The sequence below is a fragment of the Ruegeria sp. ABD4_443 genome (assembly GCF_056160865.1).
The window spans coordinates 685,288-704,657 of sequence record NZ_JBSWYA010000001.1; the positions used below are offsets into that span (position 1 = coordinate 685,288).

A 19,370-nucleotide genomic window follows, 5' to 3' on the forward strand; every position below is an offset into this window, starting at 1 on the left:
CTTGCGGTTCTCTTGCGCTGCACGCGCGAATCCTTTATATGTGAAGTCCCGTGGTGCTGCGGTTTTTTCAAGCCGCCGGGCAGCTGATTATGACGTCTCACGGGAGCAGCCGAAAAACATGGCGCGTTTTATTTTCATCACTGGTGGTGTGGTTTCGTCCTTGGGCAAAGGGCTGGCCTCGGCGGCTTTGGGGTCGCTGTTGCAGGCGCGGGGATATTCGGTGCGTCTGCGCAAGCTGGACCCCTATCTGAACGTCGATCCGGGGACGATGTCACCGTTTGAACATGGCGAGGTTTTCGTTACCGATGACGGGGCCGAGACCGATCTGGACCTTGGCCACTATGAGCGCTTCACCGGCGTTGCCGCGCGCAAGACCGACTCGGTCAGCTCGGGGCGGATTTATTCCAACGTGCTCGAAAAAGAGCGTCGTGGCGATTACCTAGGCAAGACCATTCAGGTGATCCCGCACGTCACCAACGAGATCAAGGATTTCATCTCGATCGGTGAGGATGAGGTTGATTTCATGCTGTGCGAGATCGGCGGCACCGTGGGCGATATCGAAGGCCTGCCGTTTTTCGAGGCCATCCGTCAGTTCAGCCAGGACAAGCCGCGCGGTCAGTGTATTTTCATGCACCTGACGCTGCTGCCCTATATCAAAGCCTCGGGCGAGTTGAAGACCAAGCCGACCCAGCACTCGGTCAAGGAACTGCGTTCGATCGGTTTGGCGCCCGACATTCTGGTCTGCCGGTCCGAGGGGCCGATCCCGGCCAAGGAACGCGAAAAGCTGGCGCTGTTCTGCAACGTGCGCCCCGACAGCGTGATTGCGGCGCAGGACCTTTCCACCATCTATGACGCGCCGCTGGCCTATCACCGCGAAGGGCTGGATCAGGCGGTTCTGGACGCGTTCCAGATCAGCCCCGCCCCCAAGCCCGATCTGGCCAAGTGGGAAGACGTCAGCGACCGCATCCACAATGCCGAAGGCGAAATAAAGGTTGCCATCGTCGGCAAATACACCCAGCTCGAAGACGCCTATAAGTCGATTGCCGAGGCGCTGACCCATGGCGGCATGGCCAACCGGGTCCGCGTCAAAATCGAATGGGTCGATGCCGAGGTGTTCGATACCCAGGACGCCGCCCCGCATCTGGAAGGGTTCCACGCCATCCTGGTTCCCGGCGGCTTTGGCGAGCGCGGCACCGAGGGCAAGATCAAGGCGGCGCAATATGCGCGCGAACACAAAGTGCCCTATCTGGGCATTTGTCTTGGCATGCAGATGGCGGTGATCGAAGCGGCCCGCAACGTGGCCGGAATTGCCGGTGCAGGCTCGGAAGAATTTGACCATGAGGCCGGTAAAAAGCGTTTTGAACCCGTCGTTTACCATTTGAAGGAATGGGTGCAGGGCAACGCCAAGGTTGAACGGAAGGTCGGCGACGACAAGGGTGGCACCATGCGCCTGGGCGCCTATGACGCGGTGTTGGCCGACGGCTCGAAAGTGGCCGAAGTCTATGGCGGCACCGCCATCGAAGAGCGCCACCGCCACCGGTACGAGGTCGATATCAAGTATCGCGAGCAGTTGGAGAATTCCGGCCTGAACTTTTCGGGCATGTCACCCGATGGCCGCCTGCCGGAAATCGTGGAATGGTCGGATCATCCGTGGTTCATCGGCGTTCAGTATCACCCCGAACTGAAATCCAAACCCTTTGACCCGCACCCCCTGTTCCGCGATTTTGTGCGCGCGGCAAAAGACACCTCGCGCCTGGTCTAACGTGCCGGACCTGCGGCCCGGATATGCGGCGCAGGCATAATTCCGACAGGTTTGAAAATGCCTATGGGCTGGGGCCTGCGGGCGCGTTATCTAGGTGCAGGACCTGACAGGAGACCGGGCATGGCCAGCCAGACCGACCGCGCAACGACCTTTGGACGCCTGCATGAAAAGGGCGACCCGGTCGTTTTGTACAACATCTGGGACGCAGGCAGCGCGCAGGCCGTGGCCGAAGCCGGGGCCAAGGCCATCGCAACGGGCAGCGCCCCGGTCGCCATGGCGCAGGGTTACGCCGACGGCCAGAATTTTCCGTTCGAATCAGCGCTGGAAAACGCGCGCAGGATCGTCGCGACGGTGGAGATTCCGGTAACGATGGACCTGGAAGGCGCCTATGCCGAGGCCCCTGCCGAGATCTCGGAAAATGTGCAGCGCGCGCTGGAGACCGGCGTGGTCGGCTTCAACTTCGAAGACCAGATTGTCGGTACACGTGACCTCTATGACCCGCAGGTTCAGGCACGCCGCGTGGCGGCAATGCGAAACGGCTGCGAAACGGCGGGCATCCCGGCCTTTGTCAACGCCCGGACCGACCTGTTTCTAAAGGCCCCTGTCGAAGCCCATGATGCGCAGATGCTTGATCAGGCAATCGAACGGGCGCGGGTCTATGCCGATGCCGGTGCGGATGGCTTTTTTGCACCCGGTCTGCGGGACGAAGTCCTGATTGGCGCGCTGTGCCAGGCGACCGACCTGCCGGTGAATATCATTGCCCTGCCGGGCACGCCGCCGACATCCCGGCTTGCCGAATTGGGCGTTGCCCGGGTCAGCTATGGGCCGGTTCCCTATCGCCTGATGCTGGCATGGCTTCAGGAACAGGCACGCGCAGCCTTGCACGCCGAAATGTGACACCGACAGGGCGCGGGTGATTCCCCGCCCGGCCGCATTCGCAGAAACTTCGCGACAGGAACCGAACAGGAGAATATCGTGGCAAAAGGGTATTGGGTCGCGCATGTCGACGTGGATGATTTCGAAACCTACAAGACCTATATCGAAGCCAATGCCGCCCCTTTCGCGGCCTATGGCGCCCGGTTTCTTGTGCGCGGCGGCGAGCGCGAAACCAAAGAAGGTCAAGCCCGTGCGCGCACCGTGGTTATCGAGTTTCCCAGCTATGACGCCGCCAAATGCTGTTATGAAAGCGATGGCTACCAGATTGCCAAGGCCCTGCGCGATCCGGTATCGACCGGCGATCTTGTGATCATTAATGGCTATGACGGGTAGTCCACGCTTGGCGGAACACAAAATATGGAATAATCTTGCCGCATGTTGAAAAAATTCCTTCAGGCGTTTCGCCCTCCGCAACATGCAACCTTGCCGGACCCCGATGCCGAACTGGCGCTGGGTGCGCTCTTGGTGCGCGTGGCGCAGGCGGACCGCGATTACAAGCTTGAGGAAATAAGCCTGATCGACCGCATTCTGGCGCGCCTGTATCAGCACAACGCCATCGAAGCCGCCAAGGTCCGCGCCACCTGCGAAAAACTGCATGCCGCGGCCCCGGAAACCGACACGTTCGGCAAGCTCATCCGCGAGACAACGGGGCTGGAGGAACGGCTGGCTGCATTGGACGCACTCTGGGAAGTGGTTCTGGCAGACGGGGACACGGATGAGGGCGAGATCAAGATCGTCGAAGAGGCCCGTGCCGCCATGGGCCTGAGCTTCAAGGACAGCCAAACCGCGCGCGAACGCGTCGAAAGCCGCTTGGAAGCCAGCTAAGCTGACTTTATATCTGCTGCATGTTCAGTGATTTCCTGTCCCGGCTCACGCAGCCGCAGCCCGACCCGCTGGCCGATGATGACGCCCGATTGGCCCTGACGGCCCTTCTGGTTCGGATCGCCCGTTCCGACGACGACTATGCCGATAACGAAATGGCCCGAATCGACCGGATTTCGGCGGATCGCTATGGCTTGTCCCCGTTCGAGGCGGCCGCCCTGCGCGCGAATGCCGAGGACCTTGAGGCCGAAGCCCCCGACACCGTCCGGTTCACCCGCGCCATCAAAGAGGCGGTCCCCTATGACCACCGGCTTGGCGTGGTGCAGGCCCTCTGGTCGGTCGCGCTGGCTGACGGAGAACGCAACGAGGAAGAGGATTCGCTGATCCGGCTTGTTGTCAGCCTGCTGGGCATCAGCGACGTCGATTCTGCTTTGGCACGGCAAAAGGCCGCGAAACCGTGACCGCGCAGCTGGGCATGTATGACATGCCCGGATTGAACGGGGCCAATGACCGTTTCTGGACCCTGATACGCCAAAACCTGGGGTACGGCCCGGACCAGCTGGCCCGCGGTCGGGACCGGTGGGAAGTATGGCTGGACCCGAACCTGGTCCTGGCGCAGACCTGCGGGATGCCGTACCGCACGCGGCTTGTGGGAAAGGTGCAACTGGTCGGAACCCCGGATTACGGGCTGACCGATTGCCCGCCCGGCCATTACCGGTCGGTTTTTGTGGCACGCATCGACGACGACCGTCCGCTTGCGGAACTGTGTGGCGGGACTTTTGCCTTTAACGAAACGCTGTCGCAATCCGGCTGGGCGGCCCCGGCCACGCATATGGGCGCGCGGGGCCTTGCGGCGGCGCGGTTGATACAGACCGGCGCCCATGCGGCCTCGGCCCGGGCCGTTGCCGAAGGGGACGCGGATTTTGCCGCGCTTGACGCGCTGACCTGGCTTTTGCTGCGGGATCACACGGACCTGGGCCCGCGATTGCGCGAGGTTGACCATACCGCCCCGACACCGGGCCTGCCCTTGATTACGGCACAGCATAACGACCCCGCCCCGATTGCGCAGGCCGTGCGGGCCGCCATCAAGGACTTGCCCGAAAGCGACCGGATGGCGCTTCGCCTGCGCGGCCTGACCGACATCCCTTCGGCGATGTATCGTGCCGTTCCCACGCCGCCCATGCCACAGGCATTCACGCCCCGCGTTTGACCAAATTGGGCAAAACCTTTGGTCAATTCGGAACAATCTGATCCCGAACTTGTCATTTGCGCATTGCAATGCCCGGTTTTTTCGGCCCTAGTACCGCATCAACACAGTCTATACCTCTGGATTACCCGTGACAGAAACCACACCCGTTATCGAGATCAGGAACCTTCACAAAAGCTTCGGAAATCTCGAGGTGCTGAAAGGGGTCGATATCACGGCCCATCGCGGCGACGTGGTGTCACTGATCGGGTCTTCGGGGTCGGGCAAATCCACCTTGCTGCGGTGCTGTAACCTGCTGGAAGACAGCCAGGAAGGTGACATCCTGTTCAAGGGCGAACCAGTACGCTGGAGCGGAAGCCACAACAGCCGGCGGCCCGCCGACCCCAAGCAGGTTCTGCGCATCCGCACCAACCTGTCGATGGTGTTCCAGCAGTTCAATCTGTGGTCGCACATGACCATCCTGCAGAATGTGATGGAAGCCCCCGTAACCGTGCTGGGCCGTCACAAGGCCCAGGTCGAAGACAGCGCGCGCAAATATCTTGAAAAGGTGGGTATCGGCGACAAATGCGACGTCTACCCGGCGCAATTGTCCGGCGGCCAACAGCAGCGCGCCGCCATTGCCCGTGGCCTGTGCATGGAACCCGAGGCCCTGTTGTTCGACGAACCGACCTCGGCGCTTGATCCCGAGCTTGAGCAGGAAGTGATCAAGGTGATCAAGGACCTTGCCGCCGAAGGGCGGACCATGATCATCGTGACACATGATATGAAGATGGCGGCGGATATTTCCAGCCACGTCGTGTTTCTGCATCAGGGCCGGATCGAAGAAGAAGGCACACCCGAAGACATTTTCACCGCCCCTGAATCCCAACGGCTTCAGGGCTTTCTCTCCGCCACTCAGGCGGCATAATCCACGGACAGAACCATAAAGGGGAGTAAAATGAAAAACCTGATTCTGACCACCGCAGCACTGGCGCTGACCGCCGGTATCGCCATGGCCGACACCGTGCGTATGGGCACGGAAGGTGCCTATGCGCCCTGGAATTTCATCAATGACGCGGGCGAGATCGACGGTTTCGAGCGCGAGTTGGGCGACGAGCTGTGCAAGCGCGCCGAACTGGACTGTGAATGGGTCAAAAACGACTGGGATTCGATCATTCCGAACCTGGTGTCGGGCAACTATGACGTGATCATCGCCGGCATGTCGATCACCGACGAGCGTGACGAAGTCATCGACTTTACCCAGAACTACACGCCGCCGGATCCCTCGGCATTTGTCGCGATGTCGGATGATGTCGATGTCGCCGGTGGTGTCATCGCGGCGCAGACCGGCACCATTCAGGCAGGCTATGTCGCCGAATCCGGCGCAACCCTGGTCGAATTCGCCAGCCCCGAGGAAACCATCGCCGCCGTCCGCAACGGCGAAGCCGATGCTGTTCTGGCTGACAAGTCCTTCCTGGCGCCGATCGTCGACGAAGACGGCGAGCTGCGCTTTGTCGCCGAAGACGTGCCGCTAGGTGGCGGTGTCGGCATGGGCATCCGTGAATCGGACGGCGAGCTGAAGGAAAAGTTCAACGCGGCGATCCAGTCCATGAAGGATGATGGCAGCCTGAACGAGCTGATCACCAAATGGGAAGTGTCCTCGACCTTCTGATTTCTTGATAGAGGTGGCGCGCCCTGAACCTTTGGGGCGCGCCATCGACGCGCCCTTGCCAGTCTAAGAGGCCCGCCATTTTTTCGTACTGCACTGATCCCGAAACGCTGGGCACTTTGCGTTGGTTGTCATGCTACCTGACCAACGGCGTGCATTGGTCGTTCTACGCATCATTCCTGAAAGTCCTGGCCTTGCTGGCGGTAACCGCCCCTGTTGCCTTAGGTTTCGGCTTTGTCGGAGCGATGGCCGCGCGGTCACACGTCCCGCCGGTCAGTTGGCTGGGCAAGGGCTATATCGCCATCGTGCGCGGCGTGCCCGATATCGCGTTTTTTATGTTCTTCGTGATCGCCCTGGACCAGGCATTCGAATGGACGCGCCACAAGATCCTGTGCCCCGACTGGACCGATCCGATCCGCCAGGGCAACGACTTTCTTGTGTGTCAGGCCGCCAAACTGCCCCTGGGCAGCGCCCCCGAATGGGTGCATGAAACCTATGGCTTTTTCCTGGCGGTCATCACCTTTTCCATCGTTTTCGGCGCTTTTGCCGCCAATGTTCTGTTCGGCGGCATGCGCGCTGTTCCACATGCGCAGCTGGAAACCGCCGAAGCCTATGGCATGAGCCGCCGCCAGACCTTTTGGAAAATCCTCGTGCCGCAAATGTGGGTCTATGCCCTGCCCGGCCTGTCGAACCTGTGGATGGTGCTGATCAAGGCCACGCCGCTGCTGTTCCTGCTGGGCGTCGAAGACATTGTCTATTGGGCCCGCGAACTGGGCGGCACCAAGACCTCGAAATTCACCCAATACCCGCATGGCGACTGGCGCATGTGGTATTTCCTGTTCCTGCTGATCTTCTATCTGGGCATGACGCGCGTTTCCGAGCTTGGGCTTGAACGGCTGATGCGTCGCCTGTCCCACGGTCAGGCCACCGCCGGCGGAGAGCTGCTGCGCAAGGAGACCACGGCATGAGCTGCATCCAGACCATTCAGGATTACGGCCTGCGCTCGATCGGCATTGGCGAACGTCTGCTGCCCAAAACCGATTTCACGCTTTGCGAACAATTCACGCTGATCGGCTCGGGCATGATCTGGAACGTGTATTTCGGTGTCATGGCGCTGGCGACCGGCTTTTTTCTGGCCACCGCACTGGCGGTTGGCAAGGCCTCGCCCAACAAATGGGTGCGCAAACCGGCTGAGTGGTTCATCTTTCTGTTCCGGGGCTCGCCGCTGTTTATCCAGTTCTTCTTTGCCTATTTCTTTTTCCTGTCGCTGAAGAAGACCTATCCGATGTTCGACGCCTTTACGTCGGCCTGGCTGGGGGCGCTGATCGTGCTGTTCCTGAACACAGCAGCCTATTCGGGCGAGATCTTCTATGGCGCGCTGCGCTCGATCCCCAAGGGCGATATCGAGGCGGCGGATGCCTATGGCATGTCGGGCTGGTCGCGGTTCCGCCGCATTGTCTGGCCCACCATGCTGCGGCTGGCCTGGCCTGCCTACACGAACGAGGCGATCTTTCTGTTCCACGCCACCACGCTGGTGTTCTTCTCGGCCTTTCCGGCCTGGCAGCAACGCGGTGATGCGCTGTATTACGCCAGCTATTTCGCCGACAAGACGTTCAACCCGTTTGTCCCCTATCCAATCCTGGCGTTCTATTTCATCCTGCTGACGCTGGTGATTGTCGGAGGCTTCGGTCTGGTGAACAAACACCTGAACCGGCACCTGCCCGCCGCGAAGAAATCCAAGATGCGGTTCCGCCTGAACCTGGCGCGCTGACGCTGTGCGCGGCCCGCCGGTGGCCGGCCCCGACAGGGCCGGCGGCACCGCGTATCAATGGCCGCCAGTCAGAACCAGAGTGTTCACCGGCATCAGGATAAGCCGCAACCGCAACCCGGCGGCATGCACGACACCGATGGTGTCGACCACATGCAGGAACGCCTTGTTCCAGAAACCCAGGTCTTCGTGTTCCAGCCGTTCGTGGTTGTCGGTATAGACATTGGCCAGGCATGTGCTGCCCGGTGGAATATGATCCGCGAAACCTTCGTACAGAGGTTCGAGATACACGGTGATGGTCCCGGGCGTCGTGTTCTTTTGCGGATCACGCAATTCGTCACTTGGGCGGACCTGACCCGAAGGGATCACATCCTGAACCCCGACCACGATCACAGGAATGACCTTGAAGGGGCGCGTCATGCATCCCAATTCGCCGATCATGCCGGGCTTGATCACTTGCGCGGCCATCTGGTTGAACCCCGCCTGGAACCGGTCGCGCCCCGAAAAGGACGGCACCAAAATCCCCGCAGGCCGCAACAGCGGGCTGACATAGTCGCCGACCTGCAGGCCAAACTGTTCGATCGTGCCGGTGGTGCCCGCCGAAACAACGGTTTTTTCCAACTCGGCATGGGCGGCATCCAACTGTGCGATGGCACTGTTCATCTGCGCGGGGATCAACTCGTCAATCTGCTGCCTGACGGCCGCTTTTTGCGCCTGGGCGGCGACAACCTGCGCCTCGCGCTCGGCAACCAGGTTTTCCAAACGCTCGATTTCGGTCAACCGAACCGCGCTTGACCCCTCGTCCCGCAAAATCTCGTTCCGTTCCAGGTCTTCAAGCGCCTGGTCCAGCGACGCGCGCGCGCCCGCAATACCCGCCTCGGCCTCGGCCAGGTCGGTTTGGGCAACGCTCAACGAGGCCTGCACAAGCGCGACCTGGGCATTGGCCGCCTGAACCTGCGCCTGTTGCGAGGAATCTTCGAGGCGGAAAATGGGCTGCCCAAGCGAGACCAGTTCGTTGTTTTCGACATAGATCTCGGAAACCCGGCCACCGATTTGCGGCAGGATGGTCACCGTGCGGAAATACGACGCAACGCTGCTGGTCGCAGGGTGGAAATAGAACAATGTCGTGATGACGGTCAGTGTCATGATCGCACAAGCCGTCAGCCCCCACCGCAATTCGTACCACATCGTGAACAAGGTGATTTCATGGCCGACGCGTTTGCCCTGGACAAACCGGCGAAACAGAAAATCAGGCAGCACCGTGATCAGGGCGCAGATCATTGTCTCCAGCATCGGCTTAGTGCTCCTTGGTCGCGATGGCGGCGTCTTCGGTCAGAACGTCCGCAGACGGTCCGGCCCCGGCAGGGCTTTCGCCCGCCTGCTGTATCGGTGGCTGCGGCTGGGGCGCCAGCGAACGGATCGCGTCGGCAATTGCCCGCAAGGGTTGCCCAAGATCGGGTATCTGGAACCCGGCCACAAGAATTGCCGCAATCCAGAACATGCCGTTATGGGTAAACAACGCCAAAAGCGCCAGTATCCCCACCAGTTGAAACTGGGGGTGATTGGATTCATGCGCCAGCTTTTCGGGCACGGCATGCAGCGTGAAATACGCGACACCGATCAGCAGGATAACTCCGACCGTGAAGATGATCATGAAGTTGAACAGATAATCACTTCCGTCCGCCTGAACGACGTAATGCGGAATATGTCCGGTCGCCAATGGGTGCAGGTTCGGGTTCGCCACGATGCCCTCCGTTTCACTTTGAAGCTTTCCTTATAGCAATTGCCCCGACTTTCAACCTTGCACGCATCCGGGCGCCGCGGTTCTGCGCGCGGCGCGGCGGGGGCGCCTCTTTTCTGACAGGCGCAGGCGCGGGCACGTCAATAATTTGATCAAATATCGTGACAAGGGGCCGCCGCTTAATTACATCTTGAACACAAGACCAACGGAGTTCCTGATGGATCTGAGCACCCTGCATACGTTCCGCGTCGCCGCCTGCGACCTCAATGGGCAGATGCGCGGAAAACGCGTTCCGCCATCCTATGCCGAAAAGCTGGACAAGGGGGCGGTGCGAATGCCGTTGTCGGCGCTGAACGTCGATCTGTGGGGGGCCGATATTGATGGAAGCCCGCTGGTGTTCGAAACCGGTGATGCCGACGGGGTTCTGCGCCCCACGGACAGGGGCCCGGTGCCGATGCCCTGGATCGCGTCGCCTACCGCGCTGGTTCCCATGAGCCTTTATGATGACACCGGCGCCCCGTTTCCCGGCGACCCCAGGCATGCCCTGTCAGCCATCCTGGCGCGCTATGGCCAGAAGGGCTGGTCCGTGCTGGCCGCGACAGAGCTTGAATTCACGTTGCTGGATTCCGCGGGCGAACGTCCGCGCCCGCCGTTCAACCCGATAACCAAGCGGCGCCTCGCGGATGAATCGGTTCTGTCGATGGCGGAAATGGACGCGTTTGATGCGTTCTTTACCGACCTTTACGACGGCTGCGCAGCCATGGGAATCCCGGCCCAGACGGCGATTTCCGAAAGCGGGATCGGACAGTTCGAGATCAACCTCAACCATCAGGACGCGATGCGCTGTGCCGATGATACGTGGCTTTTCAAGGCGCTGGCGCGTGGATTGGCCCGGAAACACGGCTTTACCGCGACCTTCATGGCCAAACCCTATCCCGAGGATGCCGGCAACGGGATGCATGTCCATTTTTCGGTTCTGGATGGCCAGGGCCGTAACGTGTTCGACGATGGCGGCCCAGAGGGAACCGAAACGCTTCGGGCCGCCATTGCCGGATGCCTGGCAGCTATGCCCGGCAGCACGTTGATCTTTGCCCCGCATGGCAACTCTTATACTCGGCTGATCCCCGGCGCGCACGCGCCCACCGGGGCCAGCTGGGCCTATGAGAACAGGACCGCCGCCCTGCGCGTTCCGGGCGGTCCGCCCGCCGCGCGGCGGATCGAACACCGGGTCGCGGGTGGTGATATCAACCCCTATCTGATGCTGGCAGCCGTGCTTGGCGCGGCCCTGATCGGAATTGAGGACCGCCTGCAGCCACCGCCCCCGATCACCGGAAACGCCTATGAGATCGACGGGCTGCCACAGCTGGCGCCGGACTGGGCAGCAGCCATCGCCGCCTTTGAGACCGACCCGCTGGTCGCACGCATTTTTGCCCCCGACCTGATCCGCAACATGGCCCTGACAAAACGCCAGGAAATTGTGCGATTTGCCGCCCTGCCCGAGGACGAGCACTGGCTCAGTTATCTCGAGACCGTGTGACCTCTTGCCCGCTCTTCGGGACTCGGCTAGATTGAATTTGATCAAATTTGGTGACCTATGAAAATCGGTATCCTGCAAACCGGCCATTCGCCCGATCTTTTGATGGGCAGGTTCGGCGATTACGATGCGATGTTCCGCGACTTGCTGGATGGCAACGGCTTTGACTTTGAAACCTTTCCGGTCGTGGACGGTATTTTCCCCGACGGCGCCCGGGACGCGGACGCCTGGGTTATCACCGGGTCGCGGCATGGTGCCTATGAGGACCATCCGTGGATACCGCCGCTGGAACGGCTGATCCGGGACATTCAGAACAGCGCGGCACCGATGATCGGCGTGTGTTTCGGCCACCAGATCATTGCCCAGGCCCTGGGCGGCAAGGTCGAGAAATTCCAGGGCGGCTGGGCGGTCGGGCGCACCGAATATGACCTGAACGGACGGTCCGTCTGTTTGAACGCCTGGCATCAGGATCAGGTCACCGTCTTGCCCGACAGCGCCCGCGTGGCGGGGCAGAACGCGTTTTGCCCCTACGCGATGCTGGAATATGGCGATACGATCTGGACGGTGCAGGCGCATCCGGAATATCCCGATGCTTTCATTGACGGCCTGATGAAAACGCGCGGCAAGGGGGTTGTCCCCGACGCGCTGATGGCGGATGCCGCCCAACGGCAGAACACCCGCGACGACAATGCGGAAATCGCCCGTTTCATGGCGGATTTCCTCAGGAAAGAGAGGGCCTGATGGCCGATTGGACTGATCAGCTTCCGCAAGCGGCGCGGAGCTATTTCGAAGGCCGCCGACTGGACGAGGTCGAGTGTATCATCGCGGACCTTCCCGGCATTGCCCGCGGCAAGGCGGTTCCGGCGTCGAAATTTGCGCGGCAGGATTATTTCCACCTTCCCGACAGCATCTTTTACCAGACCATCACAGGCGATTGGGGCGAGGCTGCGGGCGAAGACGGTTTCATCGAACGCGACATGATCCTGAAGCCCGATTTCTCGACGGCTTCGGCCGCTCCCTGGACCGGTGACTGGACCCTGCAGGTGATCCACGACGCCTATGACCGGGATGGTGAGCCGATCCCGTTCAGCCCGCGCAATGTTCTGAAACGGGTGGTGCAACTGTATCACGACAAGGGATGGGAGCCCATCGTGGCCCCCGAGATGGAGTTTTTTCTGGTCGCCCGAAACGTCGACCCCGCCCAGGGGATCGAGCCGATGATGGGACGGTCCGGACGGCCCGCGGCCGCACGGCAGGCCTATTCGATGACTGCTGTGGACGAGTTTGGGCCGGTCATCGACGATATCTATGATTTCGCCGAACATCAGGGGTTCGAAATCGACGGGATCACCCAGGAAGGCGGTGCCGGGCAGCTTGAGATCAACCTGCGCCACGGCGACCCGGTAAAGCTGGCTGACGAGGTTTTCTATTTCAAGCGGCTGATCCGCGAGGCCGCGTTGCGCCACAACTGTTTTGCCACCTTCATGGCCAAGCCCATCGCGGACGAGCCCGGCTCGGCCATGCACATCCATCACTCGATCATTGACACCGAAAGTGGTCAGAACCTCTTTTCCGGCCCGCAAGGGGGCGAAACCGATGCGTTCTATCATTTCATCGCCGGGCTGCAGACCCACCTGCCCGCCGGTCTGGCGGTCATGGCACCTTATGTGAATTCCTATCGCCGCTACGTCAAAGACCACGCGGCCCCGATCAACCTGGAATGGGCGCGCGACAACCGCACGACGGGCATCCGTGTTCCCCTGTCCGGCCCCGACAGCAGAAGGGTGGAAAACCGTATCGCCGGGATGGATTGCAACCCCTATCTGGGGATTGCTGTCTCGCTGGCCTGTGGCTATCTGGGGCTGGTGCATCAGGAACGGCCGCGCCGCCAGTTCTATGGCGATGCCTATGACGGGGATGGCGACATCCCGCAGGTCATGGGCGGCGCGCTGGACCTGTTTGATCAGGCCACCGAACTGCACGAGGTTCTGGGCCCCGAATTCGCCCGTGTCTATGGCATCGTCAAGCGGGCGGAATACGAAGAGTTCCTGCAGGTTATTTCTCCGTGGGAACGCGAGCACCTGCTTCTCAACGTCTGACCCAAGGCCCGCGATGAACCTTTTGTACAGCAACGACCGGCCCAGGGCCTTTCCGCCCAGCTGGTACGCGGCGACTGCGCACAGCTTTGAGGTGACGCAACCCTTGCAAGAGGCAGTCAGGGCTGATGTCTGCGTCGTTGGCGGCGGTTACACCGGCCTGTCAGCTGCGCTGCACCTGGCCGAGGCTGGCTTTGACGTCGTGCTGCTTGAGGCGCACCGCGTCGGGTTTGGAGCGTCAGGCCGCAACGGTGGCCAGTTGGGCAGCGCGCAACGGCTGGACCAGGAAGACCTGGAACAGTTGGTTGGAACCGGCGACGCCGCCAAGCTGTGGGACATGGCCGAAGACGCCAAGGATTTGGTCAAGGCCCTGATTTCCCGGCACAAGATTGACTGTGACCTGAAACCGGGCGTAGCCACCCTTGGTTTCAGTGATGCGGAACGGGCAGACCTGCATGGCCACGCCGACCATCTGGCCAAGACCTATGGGTATGACCAGATATCGGTGCTGGACAAGGCTGCCGGTCATGACCTGTGCCCCTCGCCGGCCTATGCGGGCGGTTACCTTGATAAGGGGGCGGCGCATCTGCATCCGCTGAACTATGCACTTGGCCTGGCGCGGGCAGCGGTCCGGGCTGGCGTGCGGCTGCATGAAGGCACCGAAGTTCTGGGGATCGAAGACGGCGCGCGCGCAATTGTTCGGACAGCGACGGGACAGGTCTCGGCCGATCATGTGATCCTGGCCTGCAACGGGTATTTGGGCGGGCTCAACCGGCAGGTCGCCGCGCGGGTCATGCCCATCAACAACTTTATCGCCGCAACCGAGCCGCTGGGCGACGAAGCCCGGCGTGTCCTGACACAGGACGTCGCCGTCGCGGACACGAAATTCGTGGTCAATTACTTCCGGCTCAGCGCAGATGGCAGGCTGTTGTTCGGCGGCGGAGAAAGCTATGGCTACCGGTTTCCCGCAGATATCGCAGGGCTGGTCCGCAAACCGATGAGCGCGATTTTTCCGCATCTCGGTGACGTCAGGGTCGACTATGCATGGGGTGGAACGCTGGCCATAACCATGCGGCGCATGCCCTATCTGGCGCGATTGGGCCGCAATGTCCTTTCGGCCTCGGGGTATTCCGGCCACGGCGTTGGTACGGCCACCCATGCGGGGCAGCTGATGGCGCTTGCAATTCAGGGGCAGAATGACGGGTTCGACACGCTGGCCCGCGTGCCCGCCCAGCGGTTTCCCGGCGGCCCTGCCCTGCGCAACCCGCTGCTGGTTCTGGCAATGACCTGGTACGCGATGCGCGACCGGCTGGGTCTGTAGCCCGTCAATCACGACAGTTTGGTGAAATTTCGCCGACCAGGCGAATGAAGGCTTGGATTGCCCCGGCAATATCTTTATATTTACGAAAGGTAGAATTTGGGAAAATCAAATATGACGCTTCCACCCAACGTCCACGACGCCGAACCCATCCCCGCCGCCGCCCGTGAAGCCATTGATGCGCTGATGCAATCGGGCGACCTGTTCCGCTATACCGCGGCGCAGGATGCCCCGGTCAGCCTGCTCGAGGCCGAGTTTGCGGCGCTGCTGGGCAGCAAATACGCTTTGGCGGTCTCAAGCTGTTCTGCTGCCTTGTTCCTGTCGCTCAAGGCGCTGGACTTGCCGCGCGACGCCCGCGTCCTGATCCCCGCATTCACCTTTGCCGCGGTGCCGTCCGCGATCGTGCATGCCGATTGCATTCCGGTCCTGTGCGAAGTTGGCGACAACTACCGCGTCGACATGGTTGATTTTGCCGCCAAGCTGAACGGCGTTCAGGCGGTCATCATCAGCCACATGCGCGGCCATACATCGGATATGGACGCGATCATGGGCCTGTGCGATGCGCAAGGCATTCCCGTGATCGAGGACGCGGCACACTCGCTGGGCACCACCTGGCATGGCCGCAATATCGGCACGATTGGCAAGATCGGCTGTTTCTCGTTCCAGTCCTACAAGATGATCAATGCCGGCGAAGGCGGTATTCTGGTTACGGATGACGCCGATCTGGTTGCCCGTGCCGTGATCATGTCCGGGGCTTATGAGCACAACTGGAAAAAGCACAAAGACCCCACTGGCGCCGATGACCCGGACCTGGCCCAGGCCTTTGCCCGCTGGCAGAACCATTTGCCGTTGTACAATCTGCGCATGAGCAATCTCAGCGCCGCCGTCATTCGCCCGCAGATCCCCGAACTGGGCCGCCGGGTTCAGGACGGGCTGGCCAACCACGACTATGTTGCCGCGCGCCTGAACAGCTCGCCCTATATCGAGGTTCCCGAGCCGCTGACGCCCGAGCGCCGCGCCCCGGATTCGATCCAGTTCAACCTGGTGGGTCTGGACGAAGCCGAAATCCGAACCTTTGCCGCAGCGGCAGAAACGCGCGGCGCCAAGGTCCAGGTATTCGGCCTGAGCCCGGACAATGCGCGCGCCTTTTGGAACTGGAAATTCCTGCCTGAACAGGTCGAATTGCCCCAGACCCGCAACATGCTGATGCATGCCTGTGACGTCCGCCTGCCGGTAAGGCTGACGCGGCCCGAACTGGATATCATTGCCGATATCCTGCTGGCATCGGTCGGAGAGGTCATCGCCCCGATCAAGGCCTTTGGCACTTGATCAATCCGGGCGCACCGGAACGGAACGGGCCCGCCTGATGCGGGCCCTTTGTCATTTTAGCTGAGCTTGGACAGCTTCTGCTGAAGATCGGCCAGCTGTTTCTTGATATCGTCCAGATCTTCCTTGGGCTCGGGCTTTTCTTCTTCGTCCTGCCCCGGCCCGGACCATCCGCCAGACAGACCGCCGGTCATCGCCTTCAGAAACGCCTCTTGCTGCGCCTGCAAAGCGTCAAACCCCGGAATGCTGCTCATGGGGTTAATGGCGTTCATATTCTCCATCATCTTGGTCTGGCTTTCGCGCAGCATTTCGAACGAGCTTTGCAGGAATTGCGGCATCATGCCCCCGCCCGGCACCATATAGCTGCGCACAAGATCGTTCAGCACATTGACCGGAAGAACGTTTTCGCCGCGGCTTTCATGCTCGGCAATGATTTGCAGCAGGTATTGCCGCGTAAGATCGTCCCCGGTTTTCAGGTCGATGATCTGGACCTCGCGGCCGTCCCGGATAAACCCGGCAATATCTTCCAGCGTGACATAGTCGCTGGTCTCGGTGTTATACAGACGCCGACTGGCGTAGCGCTTGATCAACAGCGGTTTTTCTTGTTCCGACACCGTTTGCCCTCCCCAAGGATGATGCGATGCAGCAGAGGTTATGCGACTGCAGCACAAAAAGAAAGGGCAGGTCAAACGACCTGCCCTGAGCGATTGCACCCGTTGGGAGGATTGGGTGCCAGTCGCGGACGTTGCTTACTTGGCAGCGGTTGCTTTCTTGGCTGCTGCAGTCACGTCGTTGGTTGCTTTTTTGACAGCGGCAGTCGCGTCTTCTGCGGCGTCTTTGCCGGCAGCCATCAGCAGCTCAACGGTTTCGGTCTGAACTTTTTTCGCGATCTCGGCGAAAGCAGCCATGTTTTCAGCCGCAACTTCTGCCGAAGCGCTGGCGAAATCGGTTGCCGCTTTTGCGTAATCGGCAGGCTCTGCTTTTGCTTTCGACATCTCGGTCAGCTTGGCCAGGGTTTCCTTGGTCCATTTGCTGGAGATCTCAGCCGATTTCTCGGCGGCGTCCAGAGCAACACCCGACAGTTTTTCGTTCAGGGTTGCGGTCGACTTGAATGCGTCTTCCAGAGCGGCGGTGTCGACGGGGAATGCGCCCATCATGTCTTTCAGAACAGCAGTGAAATCTTGCGTCTTTGCCATTGTCTCAATCCTTGTTGCCGGAACGGGCCCACCCCGTTTTCCATCGGCTCGACAACAATATGATTGCTGCGACGCAGCATTTCAACCTTTTTGTTGCTGCGCCGCAGAAAAATTTAGATTTCGTTGATTAATCAGCCGGTTGCCTTGACCTTAACATAGGTCCCAGGCGCCGGGCCCAGGCTGGGGTGGCTCGAATCACCCGGTTCACGGGCCTCGACCTGCTTGCCCGACCGCTTTTTCAGCCAGGCCTCCCACAGCGGCCACCACGACCCTTCGTGAAAGTCGGCCTCTTTCAGCCAGGTCGCTGCATCCGCCTTGAGTTCCGGGTTGGTATAATGGCCGTATTTCTTTTTGGTGGGCGGGTTCACGATCCCGGCGATATGACCGGATTCGGACACCACGAACGTCTTTGACCGCGACCCCATCTGCTGAACCCCGCGATAGCAATCCTTCCACGCCGCGATATGATCGGTTTCGCAGGTGATCGCCATCAGGGGCACGTCGACATCCTTGATCTGCAGCTTGTGCCCCAGCAGTTCGAACCCGTCGCCGGCAAACTCGTTACGCTGGCACAAGCCGCGCAGGTACTGCATGGTCATCCGGCCCGGCAGGTTGGCGCCGTCGCCATTCCAGAACAACAAATCGAAAGCGGGCGGCGCCTCGCCCATCATATAGCTTCGGATTGCCGGGGTATAGATCAGGTCCCTGGACCGCAGGAACGACATCGTGCGACCGATGATCCACGCACGCAGAATCCCGTCCTTGGACACCTGTTCTTCGATACCATCCACGAAATCGTCTTGCAGGAAGGGCGTGAACTCTCCCTGCTCGCCAAAATCCGTCAGGGTGGTGAAGAAGGTCGCGGATTTGACCGACTTGTCACCGCGCTGTTTCAGCAGGGCCAGCGTCAGGCTCAGCGTGGTGCCCGCGATGCAGTACCCGACCGCGTTCACCTGTTTCACATTGCAGATGCTCTTGGCCTCTTCAATGGCCCGCAGGAAACCGCTTTCAATATAGTCGTCCATACCGATATCGGCATGGGAACTGTTGGCATTCACCCAGCTGACAACAAACAGCGTATACCCCTGTTCGGTCACCCATTTGATCAGGCTGTTCTGCGCCTTGAGGTCAAGGATGTAGAATTTGTTGATCCAAGGCGGGAACAGCACGATGGGCGTTTGATAGACGGTTTCGGTCACCGGCTTGTACTGAATCAGTTCCATCATCTCGTTGCGGAATACGACCTCGCCCGGTGTGGTCGCAATGTTGCCGCCGATTTCGAAGGCGCTGTCATCTGCCAGCTTGACCACCATCTCGCCGCCATTCGCTTCGAGATCGGATACCAGGTTTTCCAACCCCTTGATCAGCGACTCGCCCTCGGTTTCCACGGCCTTTTCCAAAGCGTCGGGGTTGGTCGCAAGGAAATTGGTCGGCGACATCATGTCGATGATCTGCTGCGAGAAATACCTGAGCCGCCGGGTGTCCTTCTCGTCTAGGTCCTCGACCGAGTCGACGGCCTGCGCAATCGCCTGAGCGTTGGTCTGGTATTGTTGACGGATCAGCCGAAAATAGGGGTTGGTGTCCCACATCGGGTTCGAAAACCGCCTGTCCCGCTTCGGGGCGTCGTCAGGTTGAGCCGCCCCAGAGGTCATGGCTTGCTGCGCCTCGGCAAAGTTCAGAACCGACTTGCCCCAATATTCCAGCTGTTGTTCCAGCAATTTGGCAGGATTTTGCCACGCGTCAGTCCAGTAGGCGGTCGCTGCTTTTGCAAAAAGCTCTTGATTCGGGCCATCTAGCGCAGGCGTGTGGGGAGTCTTGGCTGCCATGACCTCGACCAGACGCTTTGACAGCGCTTCGACCTTGTCCATATTTTTCTTAAGGCGTTCAATATGTTCTTTGGTCTGATCCGGCACCTGGCCTTCGCTAGTTGTCATTTTAACAATTCCCCCCTAACCTCGCTGCTATGCAGAATAACGTCGTATGCCTCGGGGGGCAAAGCGACGAATGGTCCGAAAA

At 60.5% G+C, this 19,370-nt stretch carries 20 protein-coding genes; 15 read left to right on the forward strand and 5 right to left on the reverse strand.

Annotated features, from left to right (window positions below):
• Positions 1 to 118 precede the first annotated feature (118 nt).
• From ACXAG8_RS03425 to ACXAG8_RS03470, 10 genes are all read left to right on the forward strand, one after another.
• The gene (locus ACXAG8_RS03425; RefSeq protein ID WP_475222137.1) at positions 119 to 1,762 is read left to right on the forward strand and encodes a CTP synthase; all 1,644 of its coding nucleotides are present in this window, start codon (positions 119 to 121) and stop codon (positions 1,760 to 1,762) included.
• Positions 1,763 to 1,882: 120 nt separating this feature from the next.
• The gene (locus tag ACXAG8_RS03430; RefSeq protein WP_475222139.1) at positions 1,883 to 2,659 is read left to right on the forward strand and encodes an isocitrate lyase/PEP mutase family protein; all 777 of its coding nucleotides are present in this window, start codon (positions 1,883 to 1,885) and stop codon (positions 2,657 to 2,659) included.
• Between the two features lie 78 nt (positions 2,660 to 2,737).
• Positions 2,738 to 3,031: a DUF1330 domain-containing protein gene (locus ACXAG8_RS03435; protein WP_475222140.1), complete on the forward strand. Its 294-nt coding sequence runs from the start codon at positions 2,738 to 2,740 to the stop codon at positions 3,029 to 3,031.
• 42 nt (positions 3,032 to 3,073) lie between these two features.
• Positions 3,074 to 3,523 carry a tellurite resistance TerB family protein gene (locus ACXAG8_RS03440; protein ID WP_475222143.1) on the forward strand — a complete coding sequence of 150 codons (450 nt, stop codon included), beginning with the start codon at positions 3,074 to 3,076 and terminating at the stop codon, positions 3,521 to 3,523.
• Positions 3,524 to 3,543: 20 nt separating this feature from the next.
• A complete protein-coding gene (locus tag ACXAG8_RS03445) occupies positions 3,544 to 3,981 on the forward strand; it encodes a tellurite resistance TerB family protein (RefSeq protein WP_475222144.1) in 438 nt (145 codons plus the stop codon).
• Positions 3,978 to 4,730: a phosphate/phosphite/phosphonate ABC transporter substrate-binding protein gene (locus tag ACXAG8_RS03450; RefSeq protein ID WP_475222145.1), complete on the forward strand. Its 753-nt coding sequence runs from the start codon at positions 3,978 to 3,980 to the stop codon at positions 4,728 to 4,730. Before ACXAG8_RS03445 ends, ACXAG8_RS03450 begins: the two co-directional genes overlap by 4 nt.
• A 127-nt stretch (positions 4,731 to 4,857) precedes the next feature.
• Positions 4,858 to 5,634: an ABC transporter ATP-binding protein gene (locus ACXAG8_RS03455; protein ID WP_475222146.1), complete on the forward strand. Its 777-nt coding sequence runs from the start codon at positions 4,858 to 4,860 to the stop codon at positions 5,632 to 5,634.
• A gap of 30 nt (positions 5,635 to 5,664) precedes the next feature.
• Positions 5,665 to 6,378: a transporter substrate-binding domain-containing protein gene (locus ACXAG8_RS03460; RefSeq protein WP_475222147.1), complete on the forward strand. Its 714-nt coding sequence runs from the start codon at positions 5,665 to 5,667 to the stop codon at positions 6,376 to 6,378.
• 77 nt (positions 6,379 to 6,455) lie between these two features.
• A complete protein-coding gene (locus tag ACXAG8_RS03465) occupies positions 6,456 to 7,343 on the forward strand; it encodes an ABC transporter permease (RefSeq protein WP_475222422.1) in 888 nt (295 codons plus the stop codon).
• Positions 7,340 to 8,146: an ABC transporter permease gene (locus ACXAG8_RS03470; RefSeq protein ID WP_475222149.1), complete on the forward strand. Its 807-nt coding sequence runs from the start codon at positions 7,340 to 7,342 to the stop codon at positions 8,144 to 8,146. Before ACXAG8_RS03465 ends, ACXAG8_RS03470 begins: the two co-directional genes overlap by 4 nt.
• Positions 8,147 to 8,200: 54 nt before the next feature.
• On the opposite strand, the gene ACXAG8_RS03475 is transcribed toward ACXAG8_RS03470, so the two are convergent.
• Entirely contained in the window at positions 8,201 to 9,436 is a 1,236-nt protein-coding gene (locus ACXAG8_RS03475; protein WP_475222151.1) for an HlyD family secretion protein, read from the reverse strand.
• Between the two features lie 4 nt (positions 9,437 to 9,440).
• Complete coding sequence (locus tag ACXAG8_RS03480; protein WP_475222152.1) at positions 9,441 to 9,887, reverse strand: hypothetical protein; 447 nt, start codon at positions 9,885 to 9,887, stop codon at positions 9,441 to 9,443.
• Positions 9,888 to 10,101: 214 nt separating this feature from the next.
• Between ACXAG8_RS03480 and ACXAG8_RS03485 the strand changes: the two genes are divergently transcribed.
• From ACXAG8_RS03485 to ACXAG8_RS03505, 5 genes are all read left to right on the forward strand, one after another.
• Positions 10,102 to 11,421 (forward strand): glutamine synthetase family protein, encoded by a 1,320-nt coding sequence (locus ACXAG8_RS03485; protein WP_475222155.1) that lies wholly within the window; start codon positions 10,102 to 10,104, stop codon positions 11,419 to 11,421.
• Positions 11,422 to 11,478: 57 nt separating this feature from the next.
• Positions 11,479 to 12,159: a type 1 glutamine amidotransferase gene (locus ACXAG8_RS03490; RefSeq protein WP_475222157.1), complete on the forward strand. Its 681-nt coding sequence runs from the start codon at positions 11,479 to 11,481 to the stop codon at positions 12,157 to 12,159.
• A complete protein-coding gene (locus ACXAG8_RS03495) occupies positions 12,159 to 13,517 on the forward strand; it encodes a glutamine synthetase family protein (protein ID WP_475222158.1) in 1,359 nt (452 codons plus the stop codon). Before ACXAG8_RS03490 ends, ACXAG8_RS03495 begins: the two co-directional genes overlap by 1 nt.
• 13 nt (positions 13,518 to 13,530) lie before the next feature.
• Positions 13,531 to 14,835: an NAD(P)/FAD-dependent oxidoreductase gene (locus ACXAG8_RS03500; protein ID WP_475222160.1), complete on the forward strand. Its 1,305-nt coding sequence runs from the start codon at positions 13,531 to 13,533 to the stop codon at positions 14,833 to 14,835.
• 111 nt (positions 14,836 to 14,946) lie between these two features.
• On the forward strand, positions 14,947 to 16,161 hold the full coding sequence (locus tag ACXAG8_RS03505; RefSeq protein ID WP_475222164.1) for a DegT/DnrJ/EryC1/StrS family aminotransferase: 1,215 nt from the start codon (positions 14,947 to 14,949) through the stop codon (positions 16,159 to 16,161).
• Between the two features lie 56 nt (positions 16,162 to 16,217).
• Here ACXAG8_RS03505 and phaR read toward each other — a convergent pair whose 3' ends face one another.
• The 3 genes from phaR to ACXAG8_RS03520 all read right to left on the reverse strand — a co-directional run bounded on the left by phaR (position 16,218) and on the right by ACXAG8_RS03520 (position 19,288).
• The gene (gene phaR / locus ACXAG8_RS03510) at positions 16,218 to 16,772 is read right to left on the reverse strand and encodes a polyhydroxyalkanoate synthesis repressor PhaR (protein ID WP_475222166.1); all 555 of its coding nucleotides are present in this window, start codon (positions 16,770 to 16,772) and stop codon (positions 16,218 to 16,220) included.
• A gap of 135 nt (positions 16,773 to 16,907) precedes the next feature.
• A complete protein-coding gene (locus ACXAG8_RS03515) occupies positions 16,908 to 17,354 on the reverse strand; it encodes a phasin family protein (RefSeq protein WP_475222168.1) in 447 nt (148 codons plus the stop codon).
• Between the two features lie 131 nt (positions 17,355 to 17,485).
• Positions 17,486 to 19,288, reverse strand: a complete 1,803-nt coding sequence (locus ACXAG8_RS03520) for a PHA/PHB synthase family protein (RefSeq protein WP_475222169.1) — start codon at positions 19,286 to 19,288, stop codon at positions 17,486 to 17,488.
• Positions 19,289 to 19,370 lie beyond the last annotated feature (82 nt).